The organism is Rhodococcus sp. PAMC28707 (assembly GCF_004795915.1).
GTDB lineage: Bacteria > Actinomycetota > Actinomycetes > Mycobacteriales > Mycobacteriaceae > Rhodococcoides.
The window spans coordinates 4426175-4441715 of sequence record NZ_CP039253.1 but is presented as its reverse complement, the minus strand read 5'-3'; the positions used below and the strand labels follow the sequence as shown (position 1 = coordinate 4441715).

19 protein-coding genes and 1 tRNA gene are annotated in these 15541 nt (G+C 61.0%); 10 read left to right on the top strand and 10 right to left on the bottom strand.

All coding sequences use genetic code 11. From position 1 onward, the window contains the following. Positions 1–3: 3 nt before the first annotated feature. From E5720_RS20260 to E5720_RS20250, 3 genes are read left to right on the top strand one after another with little or no spacing between them, the layout of a single operon-like run. Positions 4–993, top strand: coding sequence for a branched-chain amino acid ABC transporter permease (locus E5720_RS20260; RefSeq protein ID WP_084346533.1), 990 nt, complete (start codon positions 4–6; stop codon positions 991–993). Next, positions 986–2047, top strand: a complete 1062-nt coding sequence (locus E5720_RS20255; RefSeq protein ID WP_136172118.1) for an ABC transporter ATP-binding protein — start codon at positions 986–988, stop codon at positions 2045–2047. Before E5720_RS20260 ends, E5720_RS20255 begins: the two co-directional genes overlap by 8 nt. Continuing rightward, the gene (locus tag E5720_RS20250; protein ID WP_136172117.1) at positions 2044–2850 is read left to right on the top strand and encodes an ABC transporter ATP-binding protein; all 807 of its coding nucleotides are present in this window, start codon (positions 2044–2046) and stop codon (positions 2848–2850) included. The genes E5720_RS20255 and E5720_RS20250 overlap by 4 nt, the downstream gene beginning before the upstream one ends. Before the next feature lie 159 nt (positions 2851–3009). Here E5720_RS20250 and E5720_RS20245 read toward each other — a convergent pair whose 3' ends face one another. Both E5720_RS20245 and E5720_RS20240 read right to left on the bottom strand, forming a co-directional pair. Continuing rightward, entirely contained in the window at positions 3010–4347 is a 1338-nt protein-coding gene (locus tag E5720_RS20245; RefSeq protein WP_136172116.1) for an ABC transporter substrate-binding protein, read from the bottom strand. Between the two features lie 194 nt (positions 4348–4541). Further along, complete coding sequence (locus E5720_RS20240) at positions 4542–5153, bottom strand: response regulator (RefSeq protein WP_136172115.1); 612 nt, start codon at positions 5151–5153, stop codon at positions 4542–4544. A 117-nt stretch (positions 5154–5270) separates the two neighbouring features. Here E5720_RS20240 and E5720_RS20235 point away from each other — a divergent pair. After that, positions 5271–5347 (top strand) — tRNA-Leu (locus tag E5720_RS20235). Between the two features lie 92 nt (positions 5348–5439). Here the strand turns inward: E5720_RS20235 and E5720_RS20230 are convergent. Then, positions 5440–5931: a hypothetical protein gene (locus tag E5720_RS20230; RefSeq protein WP_136172114.1), complete on the bottom strand. Its 492-nt coding sequence runs from the start codon at positions 5929–5931 to the stop codon at positions 5440–5442. Next, positions 5928–7094, bottom strand: coding sequence for a DUF2249 domain-containing protein (locus tag E5720_RS20225; RefSeq protein ID WP_136172113.1), 1167 nt, complete (start codon positions 7092–7094; stop codon positions 5928–5930). Before E5720_RS20225 ends, E5720_RS20230 begins: the two co-directional genes overlap by 4 nt. A gap of 46 nt (positions 7095–7140) precedes the next feature. On the opposite strand from E5720_RS20225, the gene E5720_RS20220 reads away from it, so the two are divergent. Both E5720_RS20220 and E5720_RS20215 read left to right on the top strand, forming a co-directional pair. Continuing rightward, entirely contained in the window at positions 7141–7566 is a 426-nt protein-coding gene (locus E5720_RS20220; protein ID WP_210729914.1) for a group III truncated hemoglobin, read from the top strand. Between the two features lie 35 nt (positions 7567–7601). Further along, the gene (locus tag E5720_RS20215) at positions 7602–8258 is read left to right on the top strand and encodes a helix-turn-helix domain-containing protein (protein WP_136172112.1); all 657 of its coding nucleotides are present in this window, start codon (positions 7602–7604) and stop codon (positions 8256–8258) included. A gap of 161 nt (positions 8259–8419) precedes the next feature. Here E5720_RS20215 and E5720_RS22315 read toward each other — a convergent pair whose 3' ends face one another. After that, positions 8420–8542 (bottom strand): hypothetical protein, encoded by a 123-nt coding sequence (locus E5720_RS22315; protein WP_269303864.1) that lies wholly within the window; start codon positions 8540–8542, stop codon positions 8420–8422. Positions 8543–8568: 26 nt separating this feature from the next. Then, positions 8569–9540, bottom strand: a complete 972-nt coding sequence (locus E5720_RS20205) for an AraC family transcriptional regulator (protein ID WP_136172110.1) — start codon at positions 9538–9540, stop codon at positions 8569–8571. Between the two features lie 118 nt (positions 9541–9658). Here E5720_RS20205 and E5720_RS20200 point away from each other — a divergent pair, with 118 nt between their 5' ends. Both E5720_RS20200 and E5720_RS20195 read left to right on the top strand, forming a co-directional pair. Further along, positions 9659–10546 carry an NAD(P)H-binding protein gene (locus E5720_RS20200; RefSeq protein ID WP_136172109.1) on the top strand — a complete coding sequence of 296 codons (888 nt, stop codon included), beginning with the start codon at positions 9659–9661 and terminating at the stop codon, positions 10544–10546. Continuing rightward, positions 10543–11031, top strand: a complete 489-nt coding sequence (locus E5720_RS20195) for an anthrone oxygenase family protein (RefSeq protein ID WP_136172108.1) — start codon at positions 10543–10545, stop codon at positions 11029–11031. The genes E5720_RS20200 and E5720_RS20195 overlap by 4 nt, the downstream gene beginning before the upstream one ends. On the opposite strand, the gene E5720_RS20190 is transcribed toward E5720_RS20195, so the two are convergent. Beyond that, positions 11028–11213, bottom strand: coding sequence for a hypothetical protein (locus tag E5720_RS20190; protein WP_136172107.1), 186 nt, complete (start codon positions 11211–11213; stop codon positions 11028–11030). The genes E5720_RS20195 and E5720_RS20190 overlap by 4 nt on opposite strands. Before the next feature lie 66 nt (positions 11214–11279). Between E5720_RS20190 and E5720_RS20185 the strand changes: the two genes are divergently transcribed. Both E5720_RS20185 and E5720_RS20180 read left to right on the top strand, forming a co-directional pair. Next, positions 11280–11777: a DNA-deoxyinosine glycosylase gene (locus tag E5720_RS20185; protein WP_136172106.1), complete on the top strand. Its 498-nt coding sequence runs from the start codon at positions 11280–11282 to the stop codon at positions 11775–11777. Positions 11778–11872: 95 nt separating this feature from the next. Beyond that, a complete protein-coding gene (locus E5720_RS20180; RefSeq protein WP_136172105.1) occupies positions 11873–12289 on the top strand; it encodes a nuclear transport factor 2 family protein in 417 nt (138 codons plus the stop codon). Between the two features lie 51 nt (positions 12290–12340). Here E5720_RS20180 and E5720_RS20175 read toward each other — a convergent pair whose 3' ends face one another. The 3 genes from E5720_RS20175 to E5720_RS20165 all read right to left on the bottom strand — a co-directional run bounded on the left by E5720_RS20175 (position 12341) and on the right by E5720_RS20165 (position 15536). Next, the gene (locus E5720_RS20175; protein WP_136172104.1) at positions 12341–13267 is read right to left on the bottom strand and encodes an acyl-CoA thioesterase II; all 927 of its coding nucleotides are present in this window, start codon (positions 13265–13267) and stop codon (positions 12341–12343) included. Further along, on the bottom strand, positions 13268–14686 hold the full coding sequence (gene pyk / locus E5720_RS20170; RefSeq protein WP_136172103.1) for a pyruvate kinase: 1419 nt from the start codon (positions 14684–14686) through the stop codon (positions 13268–13270). 109 nt (positions 14687–14795) lie between these two features. After that, entirely contained in the window at positions 14796–15536 is a 741-nt protein-coding gene (locus E5720_RS20165) for a sensor domain-containing protein (protein WP_136172102.1), read from the bottom strand. Between the last annotated feature and the right edge of the window lie 5 nt (positions 15537–15541).

The following is a 15541-nucleotide window of genomic DNA, read 5'->3' as shown; positions in this document are numbered from 1 at the left end:
CTGATGGATATTCTTGCGGCTCTTCAAGTTTCACTCGCGCAGCTGATCGGTCCGTCGGCAATCTTCTACGCATTACTCGCCATCGGCTTGAACCTGCACTTCGGTTATGCGGGTCTGCTCAACTTCGGCCAGATCGGGTTCGCCCTGCTCGGCGGATACGGCGTCGGCATCATGACGGTCACCTATCAGCAGCCGTTGTGGGTCGGTATCCTCGTCGGTCTCGGTGCCGCCGGACTACTCGCGCTCGTCCTCGGCATCCCGACGCTCCGGCTGAGGGCGGACTATCTGGCTATCGTCACGATCGCGGCCTCGGAGATACTCAGACTCGTCTTCCGCTCGACCGCTACGGATTCGGTGACTGCATCTACCAACGGACTGTTCGGTTTCGCTGATCCGTTCACGTCGCTGAGCCCCTTCGACTCGGGGAAGCAGTACTCGTTCCTGGGCGTCAAATTCTATGGCGACGACCTGTGGTCGATGGTGGTGGGTTGGACGCTCGTACTCGTTCTGTGTGGCTTCGTATACCTGCTCACACACAGCCCTTGGGGCCGCGTCCTCAAGGCCGTGCGCGAGGACGAGGACGCTGCGCGTTCGCTGGGTAAGAACGTGTTCGTCTACAAGATGCAGGCCCTCGTCATGGGCGGTGTCATCGGCGGCATGGGTGGTGTGTTCAACGCACTGCAGACCAAATCCATCAACCCTGACTTCTACTCCACCGCGCAGACCTTCTTCGCATTCGGAGCTCTGATTCTCGGCGGTGCCGCGACGGTGTTCGGACCGGTGCTCGGTGCCATGTTGTTCTGGTTCCTACTGTCGATCCCCGACGCCATCCTTCGCCAGGCGATCACCGGCCCCGATCCTCTGCTCGACCTCAGCGAGCAGCAGGTCGGTGCGACTAGATTCGTGCTGTTGGGGATCCTGATCGCCGTACTGATGGTCTTCAGACCCCAGGGTATTCTCGGGAACAAGCGAGAGGTCCAACTCAATGCCTGACACCTCATCGACTTTGGCCGCACGCGCTGCCAAAGCTCTCAGTTCCGAAGAACGAACGGCACTGTTCGCAGGCGTACCGAGCACTCCCGGCGCACCGAAGCCCGACCCGACCCTGGTCGTCGACGGCGTCTCACGGACGTTCGGCGGGCTCAAGGCGGTCGATGTTGCCCACCTCGAGATTCAGCGCGGCTGCATCACCGGACTCATCGGTCCGAACGGCGCAGGCAAAACCACCCTGTTCAATCTGCTGACCGGTTTCGATCGACCCGACACCGGCACCTGGTCGATGGATGGACAGTCGCTCGGGAAGATGCATCCGCATCAGGTTGCCCGCAAAGGCGTCGTGCGCACATTTCAGCTGACGAAAGCACTCTCGAAGCTCACTGTCCTGGACAATGTCCGCCTCGGCGCTACCGGTCAGAAGGGCGAACGCATTCTCAACACGTTGATGCCATGGACGTGGAAAGCCCAGGAGCGGGAGATCACCGAACGCGCCCAGGAACTCTTGGCTCGATTCAAGCTCGACGCCAAGGCGGACGATCTCGCCGGCTCGTTGTCTGGCGGGCAGCGCAAACTGCTCGAGATGGCCCGTGCGCTCATGACCGACCCAGCTGTGGTGATGCTCGACGAGCCGATGGCAGGGGTCAATCCTGCTCTCACGCAAAGCCTGTTGGGGCATATCAAATCATTGCGCGACGATGGAATGACCGTGGTGTTCGTCGAACACGATATGGACGTCATCCGAGATATCAGCGACTGGGTCGTCGTCATGGCCCAGGGCAGTGTCATCGCCGAATCGACGCCCGAGGAACTGTCGAACAACGGCGCTGTCGTCGACGCGTATCTGGGAAGTCACCACGACCAGGCTCTGGAGTTCGACGAGAATGGCAACCCCGTCGGTGCGACCGCCGAACTGGCCGAAGCGCTCGCGCAGGCAGAGGCCGAAGAACTCGAGGCCGGTGGTGACCTGTCGGAACCCGAATTTTTCGCTCCGGACGTCGTTCCGGGCTCTGCTGCCGCTGGCAAGAATGCCAAGGAAGAAGACGACAAATGAGCGAACCCGATACACAAAAGTTGACCGCCGCAGAATTTGCCGCAACCCCGGCAGAGCATGCTCGGCTGGCCGAAGGCGCGCTTCTGCGAGCCGACAACTTGGTTGCGGGATACATTCCCGGCGTCAACATCCTCAGTGACTGCAACTTCTTCCTTCGGGACGGCGAGATCGTCGGCATCATCGGGCCCAACGGGGCAGGTAAGTCGACACTGTTGAAGACTCTGTTCGGGCTGATTCCCGTCCGCGAAGGTTCGGTAAAGCTACGCGGTGACAACATCACATCGGCCGAGGCGCACGTACTGGTGACGAAAGGCGTCGGATACGTCCCGCAGACGCAGAACGTCTTCCCGTCGCTGACCATCGAAGAGAATCTCGAAATGGGAATCTATCTGCGTCCCAAGAAGTTCGCGGAGCGCTTCGAGTTCGTCAGCGAACTCTTCCCACTCCTGGGTGAGCGCAAAAGGGTCAAGGCAGGCGCACTGTCCGGCGGTGAACGCCAGATGGTCGCGATGGGTCGCGCGCTCATGATGGAACCGTCGGTACTGCTGCTCGACGAGCCGTCGGCGGGCCTGTCGCCGATGTTCCAGGACGAAGTGTTCATCCGCTGCAAGAAGATCAATGCGGCAGGCGTCTCGATCATCATGGTCGAGCAGAACGCGCGACGGTGTCTTCAGATCTGCGACCGCGGCTATGTCCTCGATCAGGGCCGAAATGCCTACACCGACACCGGGACCAATCTGATGAACGACCCGAAGGTGATCGAGCTGTACCTCGGAACGTTGGCAGGAAGCAAGGAGAAGTAACCCCCCTCCACACACACGCACACCCGCGTTCGACTGCACCCCCGTACTCGAATTTCGGGTACGGGGGTGCAGGGTTCGTCGTACCGACGTCGAGCAAAAAGCGACCAGGCGCCGAGTTGAAACTCGTTGCCTGGCCGCTCTTTTCGAAAGTACTACCGATCATTCACCAACGACGATGAATCCATCTGTGGTCAGTGTGTTGTCCGGCCCGAAGACCAGGTTGCCGTAGGAACCGGTGGCGGGTTCGCCGCCGTCGGTGAAGTTCAGCGCACCGGTGATGCCGTCGTAGTCGATATCGGTTCCAGCCTTGACGAGGGGCAGGCACTGCGCATAGCTGGTGCACTTGGTGCCGTCTTTGGTGACGCTGTTGATGTTTGCAGCGATATCCGTGCCGGCCGTGGACTTGGCCTGCTCGGCGGCGAGCGCTGAGATCACCACCGCGTCGTAGGACTCCCCCGCATAGTTGAAGTCCACCAGGGCCGGGTTGATGGCCTTGAGTCGGTCCTGGAATGCCGGGCCGACGTCGGTAAGCGGCGTCGTGCCTCTCATCGTGTCCAGCAACGGCTTTGCCACGGATTCTCCGAGTGCGTTACCCATGTTGCCGTCGACGCCGAAGACTGCCATTCCGTCGGACGGTCCGATGCCGACCTCATGCATACGGGTGATGATCTTCGCCGATTCCTCGAAGCCGATAATCGCGACGGCATCGGGTGCGAACGTCTTCACGTCGTCGACCTCGGCATTGAAGGACTGCGCGTTGGGATCGTAGATGATCTTCTGAATCTGATCCGACGGAATGCCTGCAGCCTCGAGATTATCGACGGTGTTGCTGGCGAGGCCCGTTCCGTAGGGGTCGTTCAGCGCGAGAATGGACACGCGCTGTGCGCCGTCTTCGGCGATGAGCTTCGAGAGCGCCTGTGCCTGCAGCACGTCGGTCGGCGCGGTACGGAAGTACTGCCCCTTGTCGGGGTAGCAGACGAACTGATCGGAGGTGTTGGCCGGTGAGAACTGGACGACGCCTGCACTGGCGATCTTGTCGATTACCTTGAGGGACACCGAGGACGACGCTGCACCGATGATGACGTCGGAACCACCGGCGAGCAGACGGTCGACGGTCGTCGTTGCAGTATCGGTGGTCGTGTCACCCGAGTCGCCGGGGATGAGCTGGACGGGCTGGGCGAGTACGCCACCGGCCTCGTTCACGTCGTTGACAGCGAGTTGCACACCTGCAACCTCAGGCGGCCCGAGGAACGCGAGAGTTCCGGTCTCGGGGAGCAGAGTTCCCACGACAAGCGGGGTTGTGACCGGCGTTGCGCCCGCAGTGGCCATTTCAGGCGTGCAGTCGGTCGAGACTGTCTCTTCTGCTGCCGAGCTTCCGCCGCCAGCGGCGCTGGTGCTGTCACTCGAATTCGAATCGTCGTTCGAGGAACATCCGAACAGTGCCAATGATGCAGCACCCAACACCGCAGCCGTGCGGACGTAGGTCCGTTTTGCCATCTAGGGTCTCCTTGGTTTGCTCATCGCTATGAAGCACACCTGAGTCGTATGAGGCTCTTGTGTGGATCAGACGGTAGCTGTCCGAGGCGATTTGCGATCAGCGAGAACGAGGCTCGTGACCTTACTGTGACCTGACGGGTACAAGTTTTACGTGGCCGTAGCCTGTGCACTCCGCCGAAGCCGAAAACCCTCGCTTACGCAGTGTTGTCCAGAGTCTCGATGATGATGAGTGCCACGGCTTTCATCGTCGTCCGACGGTCCATCGCTGCGTGTTGAATCCACTTGAACGCCGCTGGCTCGGTCAGCGACTGAGACTCCATCAACTTGCCTTTCGCGCGCTCGATCAGCTTCCTCGTTTCGAGTCGCTCCTGCAGATCGACGATCTCGCTCTCCAGCGAAGAGATCTCCGTGTATCGACTGGCCGCAAGTTCGACGGCCGGTATCAGATCGGCCTTCGAGAACGGCTTGACCAGATACGCCATGGCACCCGCATCCCGCGCCTTCTCGACGAGTTCTCGCTGACTGAATGCGGTCAGGATCACCACAGGTGCGATGCGCTTCTCGGCAATTTCCGATGCGGCGTCGATGCCGTCGCGACGAGGCATCTTCACATCCATGATCACCAGATCGGGTCGAAGTTCGATGGCCAGATCCACCGCTTCTTGCCCGTCGGCCGCCTCACCCACCACCTCGTACCCTTCCTCGCGAAGCATTTCCACGAGGTCGAGGCGAATCAGGGATTCGTCCTCGGCAACTACGACACGAAGTGCGGGCTTGCCACTACCTTGCGCAACAGGAGCATTCATACGTACCAGTCTCCTTCGACAGTCATCGCCCATCAGTGCTCGAGCCTTTGAAGGGTACCGGTGCAACACCCCCGTGGCGCATCTTCTAGACTCGTCAATCGTTGCTTGAAGATGCCAGCCCTCGTATCCCAATTGGCAGAGGAAACGGATTCAAAACCCGTCCAGTGTGAGTTCGAGTCTCACCGAGGGCACCACGTAGTACAGGTCGAAGATCGATTGTGAACCGACACCCGCCAGGGTGTCGTGTTTCGCCCAGTGCCTTTCCCCGCATCGGGTGCCATACCGATTACCAGGATTCGATCGTGGCATGAGCGGGTTCGGCAGACGCCGTTGCGGCCCGAGCGTGACTCAGAGTCACTCCGATCGGGATGCTCACGATCAGTACGAGTAGCACCAAGCGATAGCCGACCGCAGGTATCCGCCGGCGAGCGTGCCGGGTCGACCGAAGAGTGAGTACCAACGCGATCACCAACGGGACCGCCCCGATGTCGACGAGGATCGGAACCCGCAGTAGCGCACCGATAATCACCAGCAGATTGCCCAGATTCCAGCCGGCCAGCCGAATCCATGACAGCTGCGATGTCGGAGCGGGGGCGCCGGTTACCGTGTGGCCGACCGCTAGTGCGCATTGTGCGACACCACACACCAATACCGAGTAAGCCGCGAGCCAACTTCCGCGCTCGAGGCCCAGTGGGCCAGTCACCGCAGCGACGAGCCCACCGGCGATGACGAAGCACACGCCCAGAACGTACGAGACACGTAGGGCGTCTACCTTCATCCGTCGTGCGGGGCGGTGTTGGACAGCTGCAGTCGCCACGCTTGCGGTCCGCGCTCGAGGTAGCTGACCTCGAACCGCCCGGGCGTCCGTTGCTCGATCTGAGCCAGCAAGGGCAGCGGATCATGTGGCGCGATCAGAATCATCCCCGCCCCGGCATGCACGGCATCGAGGGCACCGAAAACGGTAGCGTGACGGATGGCATGCGGAACGGTGCGCACATCGAGTTCGGGCAACTCCGGCTCGTCCACGACACCGCATTCGCAGACATGATCGGTCGGCGGATGAGCCTCTCCCGCAGCGACAGTCGACGTCTTGGCCTCTACATTCGCCCACAGCGTAGCCAAGGATGTCGCCTTCGACTGGGCGAGAGCAGGCAGCACGCGGCTTTCATAGGTACGCAGGTACTGCCCGACGTGCACCCGCAGGCCCGCGACCTCGGCAGCGCCCTCCGCAGCGGACTGCACGTCCGCTACCCGGAGGCTCGACGCAACGACCGCGTCGCGCTCGTGGACGACTCGATCTGCCAATGCCTCGTCGATCTCGCGCAAAGCCCGACCGAAATGTACTGCCTCGGCGTCGAGGAGATCGGCCAACGGACCGCTGCACCACGCGAGTAGTTCGATACGCGTCCCAACGGCCAAGCCCTGATCCCCCGCGCTCGCGGCGTCGATCACACGCGTCGCGTAGCCGGACAGCGCGCCGGATACTTCAGCGTGCCGATTCAGGACTGCCTCGATAGCGGCGGCATCGGCGCCGGTGCTGGCGAGGACCACATCGGATCGCGCCGGCTCCTGGATGGCTTCTGGTGTCTTCGCCTTCTCGGACGGAGCCCGTTCGAGCAAGAGGAGCAGTAGGTGAGCTGGGGTGATCGCTTCGACAGAGTGCGGTACGTGTGCATCGACATGAACTATCGCCCCGGCCGACATGTCGATCCGTTCGCCGCCGACCTCGATCACCGCATTTCCTGAAATAGACTGCAACACAATGGGTACCGCCGCAGTGTGCTCGGTCATCACGGCACCGGAATCGATGGTCAAACGAATCATCGTCACTCCCGGCCCCTTGAAGACACGGCGAGTCTTGACCTTGCCCTTCTCGACCGGACGCACTTGCTGCGCGTCATCGGTATTTTTGGTTACCAACGTGTGAGTTGCCGCTTCCATGAATAAAAAGTATCACAATGCTTTTTAATCACCTAGGATCGACACCATGATGCGAGACTTGAGAGACCGGCACGACGTCGAGACCATGGTCGGCGAGTTCTACGAACGAGCATTCGCCGATCCGTTGATCGGTCCGATATTCACCGAGATCGCGGTCATGGATCTAAGCCATCACCTGCCGATCATGTGCGACTTCTGGGAAACGGTGCTGTTTCGCGCAGGCAAGTACAAGCGCAACGCGTTCCAACTCCACGTCGCACTGAACGACAAGTTCCCACTGGAGCAGGAACACTTCGACCGGTGGCTCGAAATCTGGGTCGCCAACGTCGACGAGAGCTTCGCCGGACAGAAGGCCGAGGCAGCCAAGACCCAGGCGCGCCGGATCGCCTGCTCGATTCATCGACGGCTTCACGCGAGTTCACGTCGCGAGAACGAATGCGTGAGTACGCGCAGCGTCCAAGCGGGTCTGTGATGTCTGAATTTAGCGGATAGTGATACTTTCAAACAATGGCTGATCGGAGCGACAACGCCCATCACGCCGCGCTCGCATCCGAAACGCGGCGGCAGATACTCGACATGCTCGTCGAGTCTCGCGATCCACTCGACGCGCTGAGCATAGCCACCAGAATCGACCTACATCTCACCACTGTTCGGTTTCATCTCGACCATCTCGAAGGCTCTGGAATGGTTCGGCGCCAGCCGGTCTCGGAGAAGCGTCGCGGACGGCCCCGAACTTTCTACACTGCCACGCCAGTGGTGCGGAGCGAGACTTCTCGAGTACAACTGATCGACGTACTGGCCGGGGCTTTGACGACCCACGACGACGGTGGCCGCGCGAGTGCGGAAGACGCAGGAAGGCAGTGGGCGGACGATATCGTGGCCCAGAACACGATGCCCGGAACGAACAGCGTCGAGCTGCTGTCGGTCCTCGACCAACTCGGCTTCGACCCACACACCGATGGCCAGGGAACGATCGAATTGCGAGCCTGTCCGTTTCGTGATTCGGCGGCGGCGCATCCGCAAGTGGTGTGTTCGGTGCACCGCGGCCTGATCGAACGAATCCTCGAGATCGAAGAAGACAGCTGCCCAAACGTAGCGCTGCTCCCCTTCGTGCAACCCGACTTATGCGTGATCACAGGGACGAGACGAATAAGCCATACCTAAAAACGCCTGGTAAACGGGCTTGCGGATAGGGCCTATGGTGGGGCCATGTACATACCTAGCAATCTTCGTTGCCATGACAGAGGCGCAGGCACATTATGTGCGGAGCGTGTCACTCACCGGTTCGATGATCCCGCCGGTACCTCGGACGGCAAGTGGGTCTACTACCAGTGCAGTGCGGACACACAACACACCACCGGATATGTCGACCGCCCGGTGACCGACTGACCGAGCTCAGGTTCGTCGAGCGCGCCTGCGTTCGCCGGGATCAGACTCAGGACAGGCATTTCGTGACTTTGATCCGTCGAATCGGTCACGGCACCAGCGAGACGTCGACACGGCGTCGAACGCTTCCCGGCGAGACGCCGAGCATTCGTTTGAATGCTCTCGAAAATGCTGCTTCGGATTGGTAGCCGCTACGTTTGGCCAGTTCCGCCACGGAGACATCATCGGACCGAAGAGCATCATGAGCGCTCCGCATTCGCCACTCCGCAAGATAATGCATAGGCGATTCGCCGACCATCGACGTAAATCTCGCTGAGAATGCCGACCTCGACATCGACACCCTTGTAGCCAAAGACGCGACCGTCCATCGATGGTCGGGTTCTCGATGAATCAAAGCCAATGCGGGCCCGATGCTTACATCCTGCAGTGCACCGAGCCAACCGACCTTCGCCGCTGAATCATGTTCGATCCATGACCGAAGTGCCTGTATGACAAGGATGTCCGACAACCGAGTAATGACTGCCTCTCCCCCGGGCCGACATTGCCGCGCCTCATCAGCGACCAAACCGAGCGTGCTATACATCCACGACAGGTGTGGCGACGGCGCGGATTCGACGACGACCAGAGGTGGAAGCGATCGGATCAATCGAGCCGCCGACGGGTGGTCGAGACGTACTGCACCACAGACCAATGTTGTTGCCGCGCCCCCACTCCCGTGTTGAATGACCGCGTACCGATCGCTGACGTAGTCGTGCGGTAGGTCATGGACCATGGGCGCATCCTTCACTGCATCGACATCGCTGGACAGCATGTGCCCGAGACCGTGTGGTATCAGAGCGAACTCACCGGGAACCAAATAACGTGGTTGAGTACCTTCGACGCTGAGCAGGCATCTTCCACTGGTGACGACATGGAACCACAGGCAGTCCTCCATCAACGGCATCTCCAGGCCCCAAGGCTCGGACAGCTCGGATCGGCAGTAGAACGTGCCCGTCATCCGGAGAAAATGCAGCGCCTCACCCAACGGGTCCGACGATCTCCACGGATCTTCTCCTCGCATACACCGACCGTAACCCAACTTGGACGATCAAGCATGAATCAGCGATTCCGAGTCATAGAAAGTCCTGGACCGGCAGATCAAACTGGATTCCTCAACCAATAGCAACGGAGGAAACCTCATGATCACGGTGATGGGTGCACGCGGACACGTCGGCAACAAGATCGCACACTTCCTACTCGATGACGGCCTACCTGTTCGAGTCCTGGGAAGAAGCGCGAGGACGCTGGATGATCTCGCGGAGCGCGGAGCGGAAGTGCAGGAATGCGATCTCTTGGACACCACTCGGCTCGCTGAGCTGCTACACGAGGGCTCCGCGCTGTTCGCGATGGTCCCGAGCAATCCGTTCACCGAGAACTATTCGGCCGAACAGGACCGATTCGGGGCGTCGATTGCATCGGCCATATCCGTGAGCAAAGTACCCACAGTCGTCACGTTGAGCAGCCTGGGCGCCGACCGACTAGACGCACCGGGAGTGATCGGCGCGCTGCATCGCCAGGAGGCTCGACTTCGGGCCCTCACCGGCGTTCGCGTGACGGCCCTGCGTCCGGTGTCCTTCTTCGAGAATCTGCTGGCAGCCGTCGACCAGCTTGTCCAGCAAGGCAGCCACGTCGATTCGATCGTGTCGGATCTACCTATCCCGATGATCTCGACCAGTGATATCGCGGCCGCCGCAGCACATGCGCTCGTCGACCCCGATTGGGACGGTTATGTCGTCCGAGAACTCCTGGGTGAACGTGACGTGAGCTACATCGAAGCCACCACCATTCTGGGTAGGCACCTCGGCATCACCGATCCGCGGTATGTCCAACTGCCGTACGCCGACATGGCATCGGTTCTGACAACCATCGGATTTTCGCTCGAGTACTCCCACCACTACGTAGACATGACCCGGGCGTTCAACAGCGGTGAACTAACCGAGCCGGTACCTCGCACATCCGCGAACACCACGGCCACGAGCATCGAAGCGTTCGCTGCGTCGTTGTCCGTAGCGGGGAGCCCTTCGTGATCGAACGAACGACCGCCGTGGCAACCATGGTTGCTGCTATCGGCTGCGGCCTCATTGCTGGAGTCATGCTCGCATTCTCGATCTGCGTCATGCCTGCACTGAAGAATCAACCACCGTCGGCGGCAATCGCGACGATGCAGCAGATCAACGTCTCGATCGTGTCACCGAGCTTCCTGACCTTGTTTATCGGCAGTGCCGTTGCCGCGATCGTCGCGGCCGCCGGATCCATCTGGATCGGCACCGGATCGCAGAGCCTCGTAGTGGTCGGCGCAATTCTGTATGTTCTCTGCGTCGTGGTCACGATGGTCGTCAACGTCCCGCTCAATGACACGTTGGCGGCAGCAAGTGCAGACTCCCCGGCCGGCGCTCAGGTCTGGTCGGACTACCTGGACAGCTGGACCGCGTGGAACCACGCACGCACAGGCGCAGCCGGAGCAGCCTGCGTCGCATTGACGATCGCCGTCAGATGTCAGCCCTCCATCTAGTCCTGCAGGCTGGAATCCTGGTGTCGTGCCTTTATCTCCGCTTCGAACCTCTCGATCAGCCGATCCGCCTCGGCCAACGTGTCGTCTCCTGCTCCTTCGTCCATCGAGGCGTCACGCCCACGCCGGAGTGCAGCCAATTCTGCGTCGAGCTCATGGTTGTCGAGTACTCGTGGGTCCAACATGATGACCATTGTCCGTCATTCACTGCTACCCATGCAGCGCTTTCGGAACGTGAGATTGTTTCGATCATGACCACCATCCACAGCTTTGCGCCGATAGTTTCGGACAATGCGCACACGCTGATACTCGGATCGATGCCTGGAGTCGCGTCACTGACCGCCCAGGCCTACTACGCACATCCACGAAATACGTTCTGGCAGATCATGGGCGAACTGTTCGAGGCCGGACCGAACCTGGACTACGAAGATCGAGTTGCCGCGCTACGACGCCACGGCATCGCCGTCTGGGATGTTATGAAGCTGTGCACGCGAACAGGAAGCCTCGACTCCGCGATCGTCGAATCCTCCATCGAGATAAACGACATCGCCGCACTCCTCGAAACTCACCCGTCGATCAACCGCATCTTCTTCAACGGCGCCAAGGCCGAAGCCAGCTATCGCCGGTACGCGCCGACGACGGCCCGCACCACCGAAGTTACGACGGCCCTGCTCCCGTCGACGAGTCCGGCGCACGCGTCCATGGGTTTCGACGCCAAGCGCGCTGCTTGGGCGGTCGTCGACCGCTGAACTCGGTTGCGCTGGGCCGTCGTTGGTATTACAGGTCGTCTCTGCGGTTATATCTTCGGTGAGAGAACAATGATCCCAGCCACAAGGAGCATGCAATGAATGAAAACCGCCAGGAGATCGTCGAGCAGCTCACCGAAATCGCCTGGATCCTCGACCACAAGGACTGGCGCCGCCTCGGCGAGATCTTCACCGAGGACGCCGAGGGCTACGGCCAGCAGGGACTGCCTGCGATCACCGCCAACACCATCCGCTACCTCGGCCGCTGCGGGCCCACCCAGCACCTGACCGGCAACTACCGCGTCCGGGTCGATGGAGACCGGGCCACCTCGACGAGCTACATCCGGGCCATGCACTTTTCCGCGCCGGGGCGCCCGGTGCAGCACTGGGACTTCGTAGGGATATACGAAGACAGGTGGTTGCGCACCGATGCGGGTTGGCGGATCACCCACCGTTCGTGTCAGCCCCTGGGCACCCTCGGCGACCTTGTCCTCCCTGTGGAGGACGGCGCCTGACGCGCTCCATCGTCGGCGACGGTCGGTCGTCTCGAGGCACTGCCTGACAACTTACGTAGCCAGTCGTTCTTTCTTGGGAAAGTGTCGAATAAGACCCTCCTGGACGACGGTGGCCAACAACAGCCCGTCCATCGAGAAGAACCGACCGGTGGCCAAGCCCCGCGAACCAGCGGCTACCGGTGATTCGGTGGCGTAGAGCGCCCATTCGTCGAATCGGAACGGCCGGTGGAACCAGATCGAGTGATTGACGGTCGCCGCAACGATCCGATCGAACCCCCATGAAAGCCCGTGAGTGGTGATGATGGAGTCGAGCACTGTCGTGTCCGACGCATACGCCATCGTGGCCGCATGGTAGATCGACGCATCGGGAAGTTCGCCGTCAGCTTTCATCCACACACGATTGTGCGTGAGCCTCTCACCGGTTCCCTGCATGATCCAGGTCGGGTCGTTGGCGTAACGCATGTCGATCGGCTTGAGTGCGTTGACGAACATCTGCAGGCGATCTTCGTATCCGATGAAGTGATCGCCGAGCGGAGGCAACGTATCCGGGTACGGCACGTCGGGTAGTTCGACGCTGTGCTCGAGCCCTTTACCGAAGTCCTGGAACGCGGCCAACATCACGAACAACTCGTTGCCGTCCTGAATCGCGGTGACCTGCCGGTTGGCGAATGCGCGTCCGTCGCGCTGGATGGACACGTGATAGTCGATGGGCTTCTTTACGTCTCCGCCACGGATGAAGTGTGCGTTGACAGCGTGCACATCGCGGGTGGTGCCCTCGACCGTCCTACCGGCCGCGATCAGAGCTTGCGCGAGAAGTTGGCCGCCGAAAGTACGGCTGCCCACCTGGCGCGGATGCACCCCCCGGTACACACCGTCACCGATCTTCTCGAGGTCGAGCAACCCGAGAAGCGTCTGCAGATCCGTCTTCACCTCGGTCCCGGGTAACGCTGCGGCACCGGATCCCCCCACATCTGCCACTTAGCGGTCCTCTTCCCCAATTCGGTGCACATGGATCAAGTTGGTCGAGCCTACTGTGCCGGGCGGCGCACCGGCGACGATAACGACCTGATCGCCCTTGTTGTAGCGGCCGAGTTCGAGCAAGGCCTTGTCGACTTCGAGCACCATCGCATCGGTTGTTTCGACCTCTGGAACCAGGAACGTCTCGGTCCCCCAGCTCAAGGAAAGCTGACTACGGACCTCCGGAATCGAGGTGAACGCGAGCAGCGGGAGCGAGGTATGCAGACGGGCCAGGCGTCGCACGGTGTCGCCCGACTGAGTGAATGCCACAAGCGCCTTGGCATCGAGGCGCTCACCGATGTCTCGGGCGGCATAGGAGATGACGCCACGCTTGGTACGCGGCGTGTGGGTCAAGGGCGGAACACCCTCACCCTCGGTCTCGACTGTTTCGACGATCCGAGCCATCGTGCGCACGGTCTCCATGACGTATTTGCCGACGGAGGTCTCACCGGAGAGCATGACTGCATCGGTTCCATCGAGGACCGCGTTCGCCACGTCGGACGCTTCGGCTCTCGTAGGCCGCGAATTCTCGATCATCGACTCGAGCATCTGAGTCGCGACGATGACGGGCTTGGCGTTGGCGCGAGCAATTTGAATGGCACGCTTCTGCACCAGCGGTACCTGTTCGAGCGGCAACTCGACGCCGAGGTCGCCGCGGGCGACCATCACAGCGTCGAATGCAAGAACGATGGCTTCGAGATTGTCGACTGCTTCGGGCTTTTCGATCTTGGCGATGACCGGCACTCGGCGGCCGACTCGGTCCATGATGGAGTGGACGAGTTCGACATCGGCAGGCGACCGGACGAAGGACAGTGCGATGAAGTCGACACCGAGGTCCAGGGCGAATTCGAGGTCCGCGATGTCCTTTTCCGACAGCGCCGGAACCGATACGTCCATACCCGGCAGGGATACGCCCTTGTTGTTGCTGACCGGTCCTCCCTCGGTGACCCGACAGAGAACGTCGTTGCCTTCGACACCGGTGACGACCAGTCCGACCTTGCCGTCGTCGACCAGCAGCCGGTCACCTTCCTTGGCGTCCTGGGCCAATTCCTTGTAGGTCGTCGACACCCGATCATGGGTGCCTTCTACCTCGTCGACGGTGATGCGCACCAATTCACCGGCGGCCCAGGTGGTTTTACCCTCGGCGAATCGACCGAGGCGAATTTTCGGGCCCTGGAGGTCGGCAAGAATTCCCACGGCCTTGCCGGTGAGATTCGATGCCTCTCGAACCCTCTCGTAGTTCGCCTGATGATCGGGGTGATCACCGTGGCTGAAATTCAGTCTGGCGACATCCATTCCACTCTCTACGAGTTCACGGATTCGCTCACTGGTAGCGGTCGCAGGTCCAAGGGTGCAAACGATCTTCGTACGTCGGCTCACGAAGACGAGCCTAGTCGGTGTGTCGCTTCTACTTGTCAGCAGAGGCGACCAACGAAAATCTACCGGTGAGTAATAAGACTCGGGCAGTGCTCAGAGCACCTGTATCGGTTCAGATACCGGTGCTGCTTGCCCCAATTGCACTTCTCAGTTTCCTGCCGACCGAGGCCGGATGCCCGGTATCCCATTCGACACCAGCGGCGAGCAGACACAGTCGGGTCAGCCGCCGCAACAACCACGGCCCGACGACCAACAGAACCACACCCGGGACGCAATGCACAGCCATCGCTCCAGCGAGTGTTGGCCCACCCCATGCCAATTCGTAAAACGACGGGTTCCCCATGGCGTACGCCGGCCACACCACGGCACGCACGATCAGAGCGATAGTCCCTATCACCACCCCGATCGACAAAACGGCCGCGAGCAGCGAGGTCGGATGTGAACCCAAGTCCCGCCACATCCGACCGGAGCGAAGCTTGGCAACAGCCAGGACGTACGGGTTTCGCCGCGACGACGCCGCGGGGCGGTTCGGCGGGGCAACGGGTACCCCCACTACAGCGGCAAGGACAGTACGCCGCGCGGTCGCACTCGCCCGCACGATGCTCGCGAACACCAATACAAGTGGCGCCGACAAAAGAGTCGCAACCGCAACAGCGCCAAGCGCGAAACAAACCGTCGCCAGCACGAGACCGACGAGAGTGAGCGGCAGGGCAACAACCAACACGGCGAGCTCACGGAGGATCTCGAGCGAGCGGTGGGACCCCGCCCCGCCGGTTGTTGCCGTACTTTGGTCCGCATACGAATACCGAAATCGTCGACTGCCCGTTCCCGGCCGTAGCGATATGCGGTTCATCGTGC